The organism is Cellulosimicrobium composti (genome assembly GCF_010287905.1).
GTDB classification, from domain to species: domain Bacteria; phylum Actinomycetota; class Actinomycetes; order Actinomycetales; family Cellulomonadaceae; genus Cellulosimicrobium; species Cellulosimicrobium composti.
Window position 1 is genome coordinate 75,440 of the sequence record NZ_JAAFAN010000006.1, and the last position, 12,495, is coordinate 87,934.

Consider the following 12,495-nt stretch of genomic DNA (forward strand, 5'->3'; position numbering starts at 1 on the left):
AGGACGGAGCCTCCGACGGTACGCCTGTGCCAGAAGTTCTCGTACCGCCGTCTCATGTCCGCGAGGTGGCGACGCGTCGCGGCACCCCCTCGATGACCCCCCACGGCCCGACACATCCGTCCACCCACTGAGAAACCTGACCGGTCTGGTTCAGTTTCTCGGCGCGCTTGCTATACCCGTCCCCAGGTCACGAGCGCCAGCGCCAAGCCCCGGCTCGCTGGCCGGCAACCCCCAGTCACGGCGGGGTGCTCCGGGAGATGACCAGGCCGCACGCGACCGACCTCGTGACCCGCGAGGACGGCCCGGCGGCAAGCGTGATCGACGACTACTGCGAGGTGCACATGACCCACCAGAACACCGGCCCGACGGTCCTCGCCGTCTCCGGCAACCCCCGGCCCGGCTCACGCACGCTGACGGCCGCCGAGACGCTGGCCCGCCGCGTCGCCGCGCTCGTCGGCGCGCCCGACGTGGAGACGATCGACCTCGCGTCGCTCGCCGGCGAGATCCTCGGCCCCGAGCACGCCGCGGCGGACGCCGCACGCGAGCGGCTCGCGTCCGCGACCGTCGCCGTCGTCGCGACGCCGGTGTACAAGGCCTCCTACACGGGGCTCCTCAAGGCCTTCCTCGACCTGTACGGCCCCGACGGGCTCGCCGGCGTCGTCGTCGTGCCGCTCGTCGTCTCCGGCAACCCCGCGCACGCGCTCGTCGGCGAGGTGCACCTGCGGCCCGTCCTCGTGGAGCTCGGCGCCGTCGTGCCGACGCGCTCGTTCGCGGTGACCGAGGACCGGCTCGCCGACCTCGGGCCGGTCGCCGACGCGTGGCTCGCGCGCGAGGGGGACGCGCTGCGCCGCGCGGTGACGCCGCCCGACCCGGGTGCGGGCGCCACGCCCGACCGCGCCGTGGCCGACGCGTTCGCGGGGGCCGCGCGATGACCGCCGAGCTGACCCACCTGGAGGAGCTCCTCGCGGAGCAGGACGAGCCGCAGCTGTCCCTCGACGAGTACAAGGCCGTGTTCCGCGGCCACCCCGCCGGGGTCGCGGTGATCGCGCTCGAGCACGACGGCCGCCTCGTCGGGTTCACCGCGACGTCCGTCATCTCCGTCTCCGCCGCACCCCCGCTGCTCGCCTTCTCGCTCGCGTCGACGTCGTCGTCGTGGCCCGCGGTCTCGGCGGCGCGCACGCTCACGGTGAGCTTCCTGGCCGACCACCAGGACGACGTCTCGGCGCGGTTCGCGACGAGCGGCGTCGACCGGTTCGCGGACGGCGGCTGGTCGCGCCTGCCCACCGGCGAGCCGGTGATCGACGGCGCGCTCTCCTGGGTGCGCGGCCGCGTGGTCCAGCGCACCCCGGTCGGCGACTCCTACCTCGTGTCGTTGCGCGCGCTCGCGTCGAGCGTCGGCGACGACGCGCGGCACGAGGCGACCGCCACGCGGTCCCCGCTCGTCTACCACGACCGCACGTACCACCGGATCGGGGACCACTCGGCGCTCTGAGCGCCGACGCACGCGACGAGGGGCCCGACGGCGGACGCCGTCAGGCCCCTCGTTCGCGTGGGCGGGCGACCGGTCACCAGCTCCAGCCGCGCGCGCTGAGCTCGAGCTCCTCGCGGAACCGCTCGTCGTCGCCGGTGCGGAACCCGGCGCGCAGCGGCGCGTCGTCCACGGGGAGGCCCGTGAGCCGGCACGCCTCCCGCAGGAGCGCGTCGTAGGCGCCCTGGACCGCGAGGTAGTGGTGGGCGCGCGCGTAGACGTCGGGGTCGGCCTCGATGCGCCGCATCTCCGCCGCGAGCTCGCTGAGCCGGAGCTGGAGCGCGAGCGTCGCGAGCGGGTCCGGGGGCGGCGTGCGACGCCGGCGGCGGCCGGGACGCCCGGACGCCTCGTGGCTCGGCGGGCGGCCGGCGCGGCGCAGCACCCACCACGCGGCGGCGGCCGTGCACGCCGTCGCGCACCAGATCATGAGCAGCCACGACATCGGAGCCGACCTCTGCGCGGGGAGACCCACAGGACCGTTCCAGTCTAGGTCCGCGGCGGGGCCCGAGCCACGGGTTATACCGCCGGTCGTGGCGCTCCGTCACCCGGCGAGGAGGTCGGGCTGCGGGTGCCGCACGCCCTGGACCGCGCCGCGCGGGATCGCCGCGCCGACGGCCGCGACCTCGTCGGGCGTCAGCGGGAGCGACGCCGCCGCGACGTTCTGCTCGAGGTACGCCAGGCGCTTCGTCCCGGGGATCGGCACGACGTCGTCGCCCTGGGCGAGGAGCCACGCGAGGGCGAGCTGCGCCGTCGTGACGCCGCGCCCCGCGGCGATCTCCTTGAGCGAGCGGACCAGCCCGCGGTTGTGCTCGAACGCCTCGCCCGCGTACCGGGCGTGGGACCGGCGCACGTCGTCCTCGGCGAACCCGTCCGTCGAGTCGACCGTGCCCGTGAGGATGCCGCGGCCCAGCGGCGAGAACGGCACGAAGCCGATGCCGAGCTCGCGCAGCGTGGGCAGGACCTCGTCCTCCGGGTCGCGCGTCCACAGCGAGTACTCGCTCTGCACGGCCGTGACCGGGTGGACGGCGTGGGCGCGGCGCACGGTCGCCGCGGACGGCTCGGACAGCCCGATCGCCCGCACCTTGCCCGCCGCGACGAGCTCGGCGAGCGCGCCGACCGTCTCCTCGACCGGCACCTGCGGGTCGATGCGGTGCAGGTAGTACAGGTCGAGGTGGTCGGTGCCGAGCCGGCGCAGGCTCGCGTCGATCGCGGCGCGCACGTACGCGGGGCGGCCGTCGACCAGCCGGCCGTCCGGGTGGCCCTCCGCGGGCGGGAGGCCGAACTTCGAGGCGAGCACGATCTCGTCGCGGTGGGCGCCGAGCACCCGGCCGACGAGCTCCTCGTTGCGCCCGTGGCCGTAGACGTCGGCCGTGTCGACGAGCGTCACGCCGAGCTCGAGCGCGCGGCGCAGCACGGCCTCGGCCTCGGCGGCGTCGGCGGGGCCGTACGCGTCGGTCACGGACATGCCGCCGAACCCGACCGCGGACACGGTGAGCGCGGCGTCGCCGGAGCCGAGCGTGCGCTGCGGCAGGCGGTTCGAGGGTGCGGCGGGGGTGCGGTCGTCGGTCATGACGCCAGCGGACCACCGCGAGCGCCCCGGGGCAAGGGGGAGACGGCGTCCTCTCACCAGGTGGGAGAAGGTGACGACGCCGCAGGTCAGGCACGCCTGTCCTTGCTGGCGAGCGCGGGGAATGGTCCCTACTCTGGAATGGTTCAAGAAAACGGCACCGACGGAAGCCGGGTGACCGCCGCACGTTCCGGGCGACCCCCGAGAGAGCGAGGAGCACCATGTCCGCACCCACCATCCACCGCACCACCGCGCGCTTCGAGGCGTCGGAGCAGCTCCGCGCCCACCTGCAGCGCGTGCTCGTCGCGCTCGTCGACCTCCACGTGCAGGGCAAGCAGGCCCACTGGAACGTGACCGGCCGCGGGTTCCGCGACCTGCACCTCCAGCTCGACGACGTCGTGGACGCGGCGCGCGAGCACAGCGACACCGTCGCCGAGCGCATGCGCGCGCTCCAGGTCGTGCCCGACGGCCGCACCGAGACCGTCGCGACGACGACCGAGCTGTCCCCGTACCCGGCCGGCCTCGTGTCGGTCGGCGACACGGTCGACGCGGTCGTCGAGCGGATCGCGCAGACGGTCGAGGTCGTGCGCGCGGTGCACGACGACGTCGACGCCGAGGACCCGACGAGCGCGGACCTCCTCCACGAGATCATCGCGGACCTGGAGAAGCACGCCTGGTTCCTGTCCTCGGAGAACCGCGAGGCGTGACGGCGCGCGGCCACGGGCCGCGCGAGCCCGGAGGCCGCGGGCCGGAGCACGTGCTCCGGACCGCGGCCTCCGCGCGTCACGGCCGGGGTCTGCGGTGCGTCACGCCCCGGCCGACGTCGCCCTCCGCGGTGCGGCGCCGCCGGGCGCGCCCGGCGGCGCCAGGGATGGCCGCGACGAGCTCGCGCGTGTAGTCCTCGCGCGGGTAGAGCAGGATCTGCTCCGCCGTGCCCTGCTCGACGACGCGCCCGCGGTGCATGACGCCGACGTGGTCGGACACCTGCCGCACGACCGCGAGGTCGTGCGAGATGAACAAGTACGCGAGCCCGTGCTCGGCCTGGAGCCGCACGAGGAGCTCGAGGATCTGTGCCTGTACGGACACGTCGAGCGCCGAGACGGGCTCGTCGAGCACGACGAGCGACGGGCGCAGTGCGAGCGCCCGCGCGATGGCGACGCGCTGGCGCTCCCCCGGACAGCTCGCGGGGCCCGCGGCGCAGTCGAACCCGAGCTCCTCGGCGAGCACCGCCGTCTCGACGACCCGGTTCAGCCGGTCGGACGGCGCGACGGCCTCCCCGGTCACCGGGTGGGGCGGGTTGAAGACGATGTCGAGTACCTGGAAGCGCACGGTCCTGCTCCTAGCGTGTGTTCGGGGGAGGGGAAAACCGAGATCGGCAGTTCTCGCCGAGATCGGCAGGTGCACGTGCCGATCTCGGCAGGAACTGCCGATCTGGTCCGGAACTGCCGATCAGGCCGCGGCGACCTCGGCGGCGGCGTCGCGCTTCGCGACCTCCTCGCGGACGATCGGGATGACGTGCCGGCCGAAGTCGATCGCGTCGTCGAGAAGGTCGTAGCCGCGCGCGGAGATGACGCGGACGCCGAGGTCGTAGTACGCGAGCAGCGCCTCCGCGACCTGCTCCGGCGTGCCGACGAGCGCGTTGGAGTTGCCGGCGCCGCCGGTGGCCCTGGCGGTGGCGGTCCACAGGGCGGTGTCGTACCGCTCGCCCTGGGCCGCGATCTCCAGAAGGCGCTGCGAGCCCGCGTTCTCGGGCTTGTCGATCGGGTGCCGACGGCTGAGCTGCCCGCCCGCGGCGGCCTTGCGCGCCTCGATGCGGTCGAGGACGCGGTGCGCCTTCTCCCACGCGAGCTCCTCGGTCGGCGCGATGATCGGGCGGAACGCGGCGTGGATGCGCGGCGGCGTCGCCCGGCCCGCGGCGGCGGCCTCGGCGTGCACGCGCTCGATCTGCTCCGCCGTGCGGTCCAGCGGCTCGCCCCAGACGGCGTAGATGTCCGCCTCGGCGGCGCCCACGCGGAACGCGGCGTCCGACGACCCGCCGAACGAGATGGTCGGCGTCCGCCCCTCGAACGGCTTGGCGTCGAGCACGAAGTCGTCGAAGTCGTAGAACGGGCCGTGGTGGTCGAACGGCTCGTCGCTCGCCCACGCCTGCTTGACGACCTGGATGTACTCGTGGGTGCGCGCGTACCGCTCGTCCTTGGTCAGCGTGTCGCCCTCGCGGCCCTGCTCGCGGTCGTTCCCGCCGGTGATGAAGTGGACGGACAGGCGGCCGCCGGAGAGCTGGTCGAGCGTCGCGAACGTCTTGGCGGCGTACGTCGGGTAGGACACGTTGGGCCGGTGCGCGAGCAGCAGCTCGATCGACTGCAGACGCGCGGCGGTGTACGCGGCGAGCGCCGCCGGCTCGGGGCCGGACGAGCCGTACGCGAACAGGACGCGCGTCCAGCCGGTGTCCTCGTGCGCGCGCACGAGGCGCTCGAGGTAGGCGGGGTCGAACGGGGCGGTCGTGCGCGTGGTGGTCTCCGACGCGTCGTTGGTCGTGGCGATGCCGAGGAACTCGACGGGCATGAGGGTCTCCGTGGGTGGGGGTGGGCGGGTGGGTCGTGCGGCTCAGGCGGGGGCGTCGGTCGGCTCCGCGGGAGCCTCGGCAGGGTCGGTGGCCGGGAGCCCGGCGTCCTTCCAGGCGGGGAAGCCGCCGTCGACGTGGGACACGTGCGCGTACCCGCGTCGCGCGAGCGCCTCGGCGACGGGGCCGGAGCCGTTCGGCGACCCGCACACGACGACGACGGGCGTGTCGAGCGAGATCGCCGGGGCGTCGGCGGGGCCGAAGAGCGCGTCGAGGTCGTCCCGGTCGACGAGCGTGGCGCCGGGGATCTCGCCGTGCGCGGCACGGCCCTGGGCCGAGCGCACGTCGACGAGCAGGGCGCCGTCGGCGACCGTCGCGGCGGCGTCGGTCGCGGTCTGCAGGGGCGGGGTCGTCATGGGTCTCTCCTTCGAGGGGATGGTCAGCGGGTGGCGGCGAGCGCGGGGGCGACGTCGGCCGGGGCGTCGTCCGTGCCGGTCGCGGGGGCCGGCGTCGGCCCCGCGAACCAGTGCTCGGCGAGCAGCTCGAACGAGCGGCGGGCGTCGTCGGTGTCGTGGGTCGCGGTCGTGACGAGGAGCTCGTCGGCGCCGGTCGCGCGGCGCAGCGTCTCGAGCCGCTGCACGACGGTCTCGGGGTCCCCGACGATGCGGGTGTCGACGCGGTCGGCGACGAGCGCGCGCTCGGCCTCGGGCCGCTCGTCCCACGCGGGCGACGTGCCGGGCTCGGGGTAGGCGATCGCGCCGTCGGCGCCGCGACGGATGGACAGCACCCAGTCGGCGAACGGCGTCGCGAGCTCGCGGGCCCGCTCGACCGTGTCCGCGACGAGCACGTCGGCCGACACGACGACGTACGGCGCGTCGAGCACACCGGGCCGGAACGCCGCGCGGTAGGCCGCGACGGTGTCGAGCGTCGCCGACGGCGCCACGTGGTAGTTCGCGGCCAGCGGCAGGCCGAGCTCGCCCGCGACGCGCGCGCTCTCGCCCGCGCTCGACGCGAGCACCCACAGGTCCCAGTCGGCGCCCTCGACGGGCGGGCTCACGTACGCCGTGCCGTGCTCGTCGCGGTAGGTCCCGGCGCGCAGCCCGAGCACGAGGTCGAGCTCGTCGCGGAAGCTCGCCGGGGTGCGCGACGCCCCGACGATCCGCTTCTGCGCGAGGATCCGCTCGCGCAGCACGGAGTCGTTGCCGCCCGTCGGCGGTGCGCCGGGCACGTACAGGCCGTCGACGACGCGCGGGCCCGCCGCGGGTCGGGCCGCGGGCCGTGGTCCGGCCGTGCCGGACCCCTTCGGCGGCGTGAACGCCCGCCCGAGGCCGAGGTCGACGCGGCCGGGGTGCAGCGCGGCGATCGTCCCGAACTGCTCGGCGGCGACGAGCGGGCTCGTGGTGCTGAGCAGCACGGCTCCGCTGCCCACGCGGATGCGCTCGGTCCGGGCCGCGACGGCGGCGGCGAGCACGGCGGGCGACGCCGAGCCGACGCCGGGCGACAGGTGGTGCTCGGCGTACCAGACCCGGTGGTACCCGAGCCGGTCGAGGTCGCGCGCGAGCCCGACGGCGCGGCGCACCGCGTCCTGGCCCGTGGACCCCTCGGGGACGATCGCGAGGTCGAGGACGGACAGGGGGACGCGGCCGGAGGCGGGGCGCGGCCCGCCCGCGGCGGTCGGCTGCGGGTGCTGGTGGGACGACATGGCTTCCTCTGGTGGTGGTGCGGGTCGGACTACTTGGACGGGAACCCGAGCGCGGCGAGCGCAGCCCGCAGGTGGGCGCGCCCGCGCAGCGCGCCCGGCACGCGCAGGCGGTCGACGACGCGCTCGCGCCACCCGCCGTCGAGTCCCTCCGCGCGGTAGAAGGGCTCGATGCGCTTCTCGTAGGCCGTGACGTGCTCGGCCTGGCCGGCGGACCGGTACCGCTCGGCGTGCAGGACGGCGCCCTGCGCCAGGCGCGGCTTGACGCGCTCGCCGCCCGCGGGGTCCGGGTGCCCGACGACGAGGCCGACGGCGGCCACGACGCCCTCGGGCAGCCCGAGCTCCGCCGCGACCTGCGCCGGGTGGTTGCGCAGCGCGCCGATGTACACCGTGCCGAGACCCAGCGACTCGGCCGCGACGACCGCGTTCTGCGCGGCGAGCGCGGCGTCGAGGAACGCGGCGAGCGTGGTCTCGAGGTAGTCGGTGGCCTCGAGCCGCACGCCCTCGCGCGCCCCGAGGGCGCGCACGCGGGAGAGGTCGGCGAGCCACACGAGCAGGAGAGGCGCCGTGCGGATGTGCTCCTGGTCGCCCGCGAGCGCCGCGAGGCGCGCCTTGCGGGCCGGGTCCGTGACGGCGACGACGCTCCAGAGCTGGAGGTTCGAGGACGTCGGGGCGGACTGCGCAGCGGCCACGAGGGTCGGGACGACGTGCTCGGCGAGCGGGTCGGTGAGGTAGCGGCGCACGGTGCGGTGCGCGAGCAGGGTGTCGAGCACCGGGTGCGCGCCCGGGCGTCCGGCCGGCCCGGTCGCCGCGCCGGGCGCGACCTCGTCGACGGCGGCCGGTTCGACGCCGTAGCGCGCAGCGAGCGCGACGGGGGCGGTCGGCGGCGCGGCCGGGGCGGCGACGGGAGCGGGAGCGATCGTCATGAGGCGGTCCTCTCGGGGAGTGCGGCGAGGCGGGCGAGCGCGAACCGCTCGGCCGCCGAGACGTCGTCGGGTGCGGTGGCGAGGTCGGCGAGGACGCGGCCGACCGCGGGGGCGAACTTGAAGCCGTGGCCGGAGAACCCCGCGCCGACGACGACGGGTCCGCGCCGGTCGAGCACGAAGTCGCTGTCGGGCGTCGTGGTGTACGTGCAGCTCACGGGGACGTACGCGTCCGGGTCGAGCCCGGGCAGCCACGTGCGCACGTAGTCGCGCAGCGTGGCGAGCTGGCCGGGCTCGGGCCGGTAGGAGCGGCGGTCCGGGTCGACGACGGGGCCGACGCCGTGGAATCCGACCTTGACGCCCTCTCCCGGTGTGGCGAGGCCGTAGACGCCGCTCGGCCACGCGGTGCCGGGGCCGACGTCGTGGGTGAACGCGGGCCAGCCGTCGGGCGTCGCACCGGGGCGCAGCGCGAAGTGCGCGGGCTGCTCCTGCGTGACGACGAGCGGCAGGTCCGCGCCGAGCAGGCCGCCGTCCGCCCCGCCGAGGAGGCCCGCGCTCCATGCGCCGACGGTCACGACGACGACGCGCGCGAGCACGTCGCCGCCGTCGGTGACGACGCGCACGCCCTCGGCCGCGCGCTCGACGTGCCGGACGGCGACCTCGTGGCGCACGTCGGCGCCGCGCGCGGCGGCCGCGCCCTGGAGGGCCGCGACGGCGCGGTCGGCGTGGAGCCGTCCGGCCGTCGCGACCTCGTGCAGCACCCGGCCCTCGAACCGCAGGCCGGGCCACCGCTCCGCCGCGGCCGCGGGGTCGAGCCACTCGTGCGCGATCCCGCGCGCGGTGAACGCGGCGGCGATCGCGTCGGCCCGCCGCTCGGCCGTGGCGTCGCGACGCCCGTGGCTCACCCCGCCGGTGACGGCGAGGAGCTCGGTGCCCGTCTCGTCCTCGACCTCGCGCCACAGCGCGAGCGCCTCCTGGGCGAGGTCGAGGTACTCGGGCTCGGCGTACGTCGTGCGGTAGATGCGCGACGTGCCGTGCGAGGCGCCGTGGGCGTGCCCGGGCGCGAAGCGCTCGAGCAGGACGACGTCGCGCCCGCGCCGGGCGAGCTGCCAGGCCGTGGCGGAGCCCATGACGCCGCCCCCGACCACGACGTGGTCGACGTACCGGGTGCTGGTGGTCATTCCGGGGTCACTCCGTCTTCGGCAGGCCGGGCGGGTTGGTCTGCGACTCCTCGACCGCCTCGGACTCCAGGCCCCAGCGCTCGAGCACCTGGAGGTAGGTGCCGTCCTCGACGGCGTGGTTGATCGCGGCCGTGATCGCCGGCGCGGCCTCCGCGCCCTTCTTGGTGGCGACGGCGATCTGCGCCGTGTCCGGCCAGCCGCCGTTGAGCGTGCCGGCGACCCGGAAGTCCTGCGGGGAGGTCGCCGCCTGGAAGGCGAGCGTCGCGTTGGGGCCGACGTACGTCTCGATGCGCCCGGACTGCAGAGCGAGCAGGGCGTCGGCGAACTGCTCGTAGTACTCGGGGCCCTGGATCGGGTCGAGACCGTCCTCCTGGTTGAGGCGGTCCCACTCGAGCACGATCTTCTCCTGGTTCGTGCCCGACCCGACGGCGACGACCTTGCCCGCGATGTCCTCGCGCTTCGTGATCTCGGTGATGTCGGAGTCGGCGCCCACGAGCCAGCCGAGCTCGTCGTTGCGGTACGTGGAGAAGTCGATGGTCTCCTTGCGCTCCTCGGTCACGGTGACGTTGGAGATCACGGCGTCGACGTCGCCGGACTGCAGCGCGAGCGGCCAGTCGGCCCAGGCCTTGACCTCGAGGCGCAGCTCCTTGCCGAGCGCGTCGGCGACGAGCTGGGCGATGTCGGTCTCGTTGCCGATGGGCGTCTCGTCGTCGTCGGCGAGGAAGCCGAGCGGGGGGGCGGAGCCGGCGGAGACGGCGACGACGATCTCGTCCTTGTCCTTCCAGGAGTCGGGCAGGAGCGCGATCGCCTCGGCGGACTCGGTCGTGCGGATGCGGTCCTGCTCGGGGCTCGTGCTGACGTCCAGCGCCTCGGCCACGGAGGCCGCGCCGTCCTCGGTGGCCGTGCCCTCCGCGGCGGCCGGTGCCTCGGTGCTCACGCCCGCGCAGGCCGTGAGCGCCAGGAGGGGCACGGCGGCGAGCAGGGCGAGCGCGCGCGAGGCGCGGGCGCGGGTGGTCGTTGCGGTCACGGGGTGTCCTACCTCTCGGGTGGTGCGTCGGGGTGACGCCGGGAGTGCGGTGCGGGTCCGGCCGGCGGCCGGTCGCGGGTGCGGTGACGACGGTGGGTGCCCGCCGGGCGGGCGGGTCACAGGACCTTCTGCAGGAAGGCCCGGGTGCGCTCGTGGCGCGGGTGGTCGAGCACCTCGGCGGGCGTGCCCTGCTCGACGACGACCCCCTCGTCCATGAAGACGACGGTGTCGGCGACCTCGCGGGCGAAGCCGATCTCGTGCGTGACGACGACGAGGGTCGTGCCGGTGCTGGCGACGTCCTTGATGACCTCCAGCACCTCGCCGACGAGCTCCGGGTCGAGCGCGGACGTGGGCTCGTCGAACAGGAGCACCTTGGGTCGCAGCGCGAGCGCCCGTGCGATGGCGACGCGCTGCTGCTGCCCGCCGGAGAGCTGGCGCGGCCGCGCGTCGGCCTTGTCGGCGAGCCCGACCCGGGCGAGCAGCTCGCGGGCCTCGGGCTCCACGTCCTCGCGGCGTCGCCGCTGCGCGGAGACGGGCGCCTCGACGACGTTCTCGAGCGCGGTGAGGTGCGGGAACAGGTTGAAGCTCTGGAAGACGAAGCCGATCTGGGTGCGCTGCCCGAGGATCTCGCGCTCCTTGAGCTCGCGCAGGGTGCTGCCCTTGCGGCGGTACCCGACGAGCTCGCCGTCGATGGAGATGAAGCCCTGGTCGACCTTCTCGAGGTGGTTGATCGCGCGCAGGAGCGTCGACTTGCCCGAGCCGGACGGGCCGAGCACGACCGTCACGGACCCGGGCCGGACGGTGAGCGACACGCCGCGCAGCACCTCGAGCGTGCCGAAGCTCTTGTGGACGCCGTGGATCTCGACGAGCCCGGCCGCCTCGGCGGCCGGGCTCGTGGTGTCCGTGACGGGGGCGCTCATGCGGCACCCCCCGCCGTGCGCGCGGTGCGCGTGAGGACGCCGACCCGGGCGCGGGCCGCGTAGGCGGGCGGGACGGACGGCGGCACGGGGCGTCCGGAGAGGCGCGACACCCAGACGAGCACGGTCCAGCGCGCCTTCTGCAGGGGTGTCGGCGGGAGCGTGCGCACCGCGCCCTTCGCGTAGTGCCGCTCGACGTAGTACTGGACGACCGTGATGAGCGTGGTCAGCACGAGGTACCAGATCGACGCGACGATGAGCAGCGGCACGACCCGCCCGTTGCGGCCGTAGATGACGCTGACGATGTAGAAGAGCTCGCCGTACGCGAGGACGTAGACGATCGACGTGCCCTTGAGCAGGCCGATGACCTCGTTGACGGCGGTCGGGACGATCGAGCGCATGGCCTGCGGCAGGATGATGCGGCTGACCTGGCGCCGCCGCGGGATGCCGAGCGACGCCGCGGCCTCCTGCTGGCCCTGGTCGACCGAGAGGATGCCGGCGCGCACGATCTCCGCGGAGTACGCGGCCTGCGACAGCCCGAGGCCGAGGATCGCGGCCCAGAACTTGTCGATCACGGACAGCGTGTCGAACCACACGAGCTCGGGCCCGAACGGGATGCCGAGGCTGAGGTGAGGGTAGAGGTACGCGAGGTTGTACCAGAGCAGGAGCTGCAGCAGCAGCGGCACGGACCGGAACACCCACGTGTAGGTCCACGACACCGACTGCAGGAGCGGGGAGCGCGAGAGCCGCATGAGCGCGAGGACCGTGCCGAGCGCGAACCCGACGACGGACGCGACGAGCGTGAGCCGGATCGTCGCCCACGCCCCCTCGAGGACGGAGGGCCACGTGAGGTAGGTCGCGACGACGTCCCACTCCCAGCGCTCGTTCGTCACGAGCGAGCTGACGACCATCGCGAGCAGGACCGCGACGACGGCCGTCGCGGCCCACCGTCCCGGGTGCCGGGCGGGGACGATCCGCAGGCTCTCGAGCGGCAGCGCGTCCTCGACACCCGGGCGTCCGTCCGGGTCGGCGGGGTGCCGGCCGGACGGCGGCGCGAGCTGTCGGGACTCGTCCTGCGGGAGCGACACGGTGC

Annotated in this window: 13 protein-coding genes, 1 pseudogene and 1 riboswitch; of the genes and pseudogenes, 3 read left to right on the plus strand and 11 right to left on the minus strand. The window is 75.3% G+C overall.

Going from position 1 to position 12,495, the window contains the following annotated elements:
- The first annotated feature begins 185 nt into the window (after positions 1–185).
- Positions 186–321, plus strand: a riboswitch (SAM riboswitch).
- Complete coding sequence (locus tag GYH36_RS03030) at positions 285–932, plus strand: NADPH-dependent FMN reductase (RefSeq protein WP_231492765.1); 648 nt, start codon at positions 285–287, stop codon at positions 930–932. Its footprint overlaps the riboswitch before it by 37 nt.
- A complete protein-coding gene (locus tag GYH36_RS03035; RefSeq protein WP_024839032.1) occupies positions 929–1,492 on the plus strand; it encodes a flavin reductase family protein in 564 nt (187 codons plus the stop codon). The genes GYH36_RS03030 and GYH36_RS03035 overlap by 4 nt, the downstream gene beginning before the upstream one ends.
- Before the next feature lie 73 nt (positions 1,493–1,565).
- Here GYH36_RS03035 and GYH36_RS03040 read toward each other — a convergent pair whose 3' ends face one another.
- Positions 1,566–1,970 (minus strand): hypothetical protein, encoded by a 405-nt coding sequence (locus tag GYH36_RS03040; protein WP_196217161.1) that lies wholly within the window; start codon positions 1,968–1,970, stop codon positions 1,566–1,568.
- A gap of 99 nt (positions 1,971–2,069) precedes the next feature.
- Positions 2,070–3,098 carry an aldo/keto reductase gene (locus tag GYH36_RS03045; RefSeq protein ID WP_203231514.1) on the minus strand — a complete coding sequence of 343 codons (1,029 nt, stop codon included), beginning with the start codon at positions 3,096–3,098 and terminating at the stop codon, positions 2,070–2,072.
- Positions 3,099–3,316: 218 nt separating this feature from the next.
- On the opposite strand from GYH36_RS03045, the gene GYH36_RS03050 reads away from it, so the two are divergent.
- Complete coding sequence (locus tag GYH36_RS03050) at positions 3,317–3,802, plus strand: Dps family protein (protein WP_162289063.1); 486 nt, start codon at positions 3,317–3,319, stop codon at positions 3,800–3,802.
- A 76-nt stretch (positions 3,803–3,878) separates the two neighbouring features.
- Here GYH36_RS03050 and GYH36_RS03055 read toward each other — a convergent pair.
- The 9 genes and pseudogenes from GYH36_RS03055 to GYH36_RS03095 form a co-directional block, all read right to left on the minus strand.
- Positions 3,879–4,293: pseudogene (locus GYH36_RS03055) on the minus strand (ATP-binding cassette domain-containing protein); the annotation flags it as partial.
- Between the two features lie 251 nt (positions 4,294–4,544).
- Positions 4,545–5,657 carry an LLM class flavin-dependent oxidoreductase gene (locus tag GYH36_RS03060; RefSeq protein WP_162289064.1) on the minus strand — a complete coding sequence of 371 codons (1,113 nt, stop codon included), beginning with the start codon at positions 5,655–5,657 and terminating at the stop codon, positions 4,545–4,547.
- 42 nt (positions 5,658–5,699) lie between these two features.
- Positions 5,700–6,071, minus strand: coding sequence for a rhodanese-like domain-containing protein (locus GYH36_RS03065; protein WP_162289065.1), 372 nt, complete (start codon positions 6,069–6,071; stop codon positions 5,700–5,702).
- Between the two features lie 23 nt (positions 6,072–6,094).
- Complete coding sequence (locus tag GYH36_RS03070; RefSeq protein WP_162289066.1) at positions 6,095–7,357, minus strand: LLM class flavin-dependent oxidoreductase; 1,263 nt, start codon at positions 7,355–7,357, stop codon at positions 6,095–6,097.
- Positions 7,358–7,386: 29 nt separating this feature from the next.
- Positions 7,387–8,280 (minus strand): nitroreductase family protein, encoded by an 894-nt coding sequence (locus GYH36_RS03075; RefSeq protein ID WP_155097947.1) that lies wholly within the window; start codon positions 8,278–8,280, stop codon positions 7,387–7,389.
- Positions 8,277–9,458, minus strand: coding sequence for an FAD-dependent oxidoreductase (locus GYH36_RS03080; RefSeq protein ID WP_024839041.1), 1,182 nt, complete (start codon positions 9,456–9,458; stop codon positions 8,277–8,279). Before GYH36_RS03080 ends, GYH36_RS03075 begins: the two co-directional genes overlap by 4 nt.
- A gap of 7 nt (positions 9,459–9,465) precedes the next feature.
- Positions 9,466–10,485 carry a transporter substrate-binding domain-containing protein gene (locus tag GYH36_RS03085; RefSeq protein ID WP_162289067.1) on the minus strand — a complete coding sequence of 340 codons (1,020 nt, stop codon included), beginning with the start codon at positions 10,483–10,485 and terminating at the stop codon, positions 9,466–9,468.
- Positions 10,486–10,601: 116 nt separating this feature from the next.
- The gene (locus GYH36_RS03090) at positions 10,602–11,405 is read right to left on the minus strand and encodes an amino acid ABC transporter ATP-binding protein (RefSeq protein WP_162289068.1); all 804 of its coding nucleotides are present in this window, start codon (positions 11,403–11,405) and stop codon (positions 10,602–10,604) included.
- A complete protein-coding gene (locus GYH36_RS03095; RefSeq protein ID WP_446661269.1) occupies positions 11,402–12,490 on the minus strand; it encodes an amino acid ABC transporter permease in 1,089 nt (362 codons plus the stop codon). The genes GYH36_RS03090 and GYH36_RS03095 overlap by 4 nt, the downstream gene beginning before the upstream one ends.
- Positions 12,491–12,495: the final 5 nt, after the last annotated feature.

Bases quoted from the DNA above. Each gene is read 5' to 3' on its own strand.
- GYH36_RS03080 (WP_024839041.1), bottom strand. From the start codon at position 9,458: ATGACCACCAGCACCCGGTACGTCGACCACGTCGTGGTCGGGGGCGGC.
- GYH36_RS03070 (WP_162289066.1), bottom strand. From the start codon at position 7,357: ATGTCGTCCCACCAGCACCCGCAGCCGACCGCCGCGGGCGGGCCGCGC.
- GYH36_RS03050 (WP_162289063.1), top strand. From the start codon at position 3,317: ATGTCCGCACCCACCATCCACCGCACCACCGCGCGCTTCGAGGCGTCG.
- GYH36_RS03045 (WP_203231514.1), bottom strand. From the start codon at position 3,098: ATGACCGACGACCGCACCCCCGCCGCACCCTCGAACCGCCTGCCGCAG.
- GYH36_RS03075 (WP_155097947.1), bottom strand. From the start codon at position 8,280: ATGACGATCGCTCCCGCTCCCGTCGCCGCCCCGGCCGCGCCGCCGACC.
- GYH36_RS03040 (WP_196217161.1), bottom strand. From the start codon at position 1,970: ATGTCGTGGCTGCTCATGATCTGGTGCGCGACGGCGTGCACGGCCGCC.
- GYH36_RS03090 (WP_162289068.1), bottom strand. From the start codon at position 11,405: ATGAGCGCCCCCGTCACGGACACCACGAGCCCGGCCGCCGAGGCGGCC.
- GYH36_RS03065 (WP_162289065.1), bottom strand. From the start codon at position 6,071: ATGACGACCCCGCCCCTGCAGACCGCGACCGACGCCGCCGCGACGGTC.
- GYH36_RS03060 (WP_162289064.1), bottom strand. From the start codon at position 5,657: ATGCCCGTCGAGTTCCTCGGCATCGCCACGACCAACGACGCGTCGGAG.
- GYH36_RS03035 (WP_024839032.1), top strand. From the start codon at position 929: ATGACCGCCGAGCTGACCCACCTGGAGGAGCTCCTCGCGGAGCAGGAC.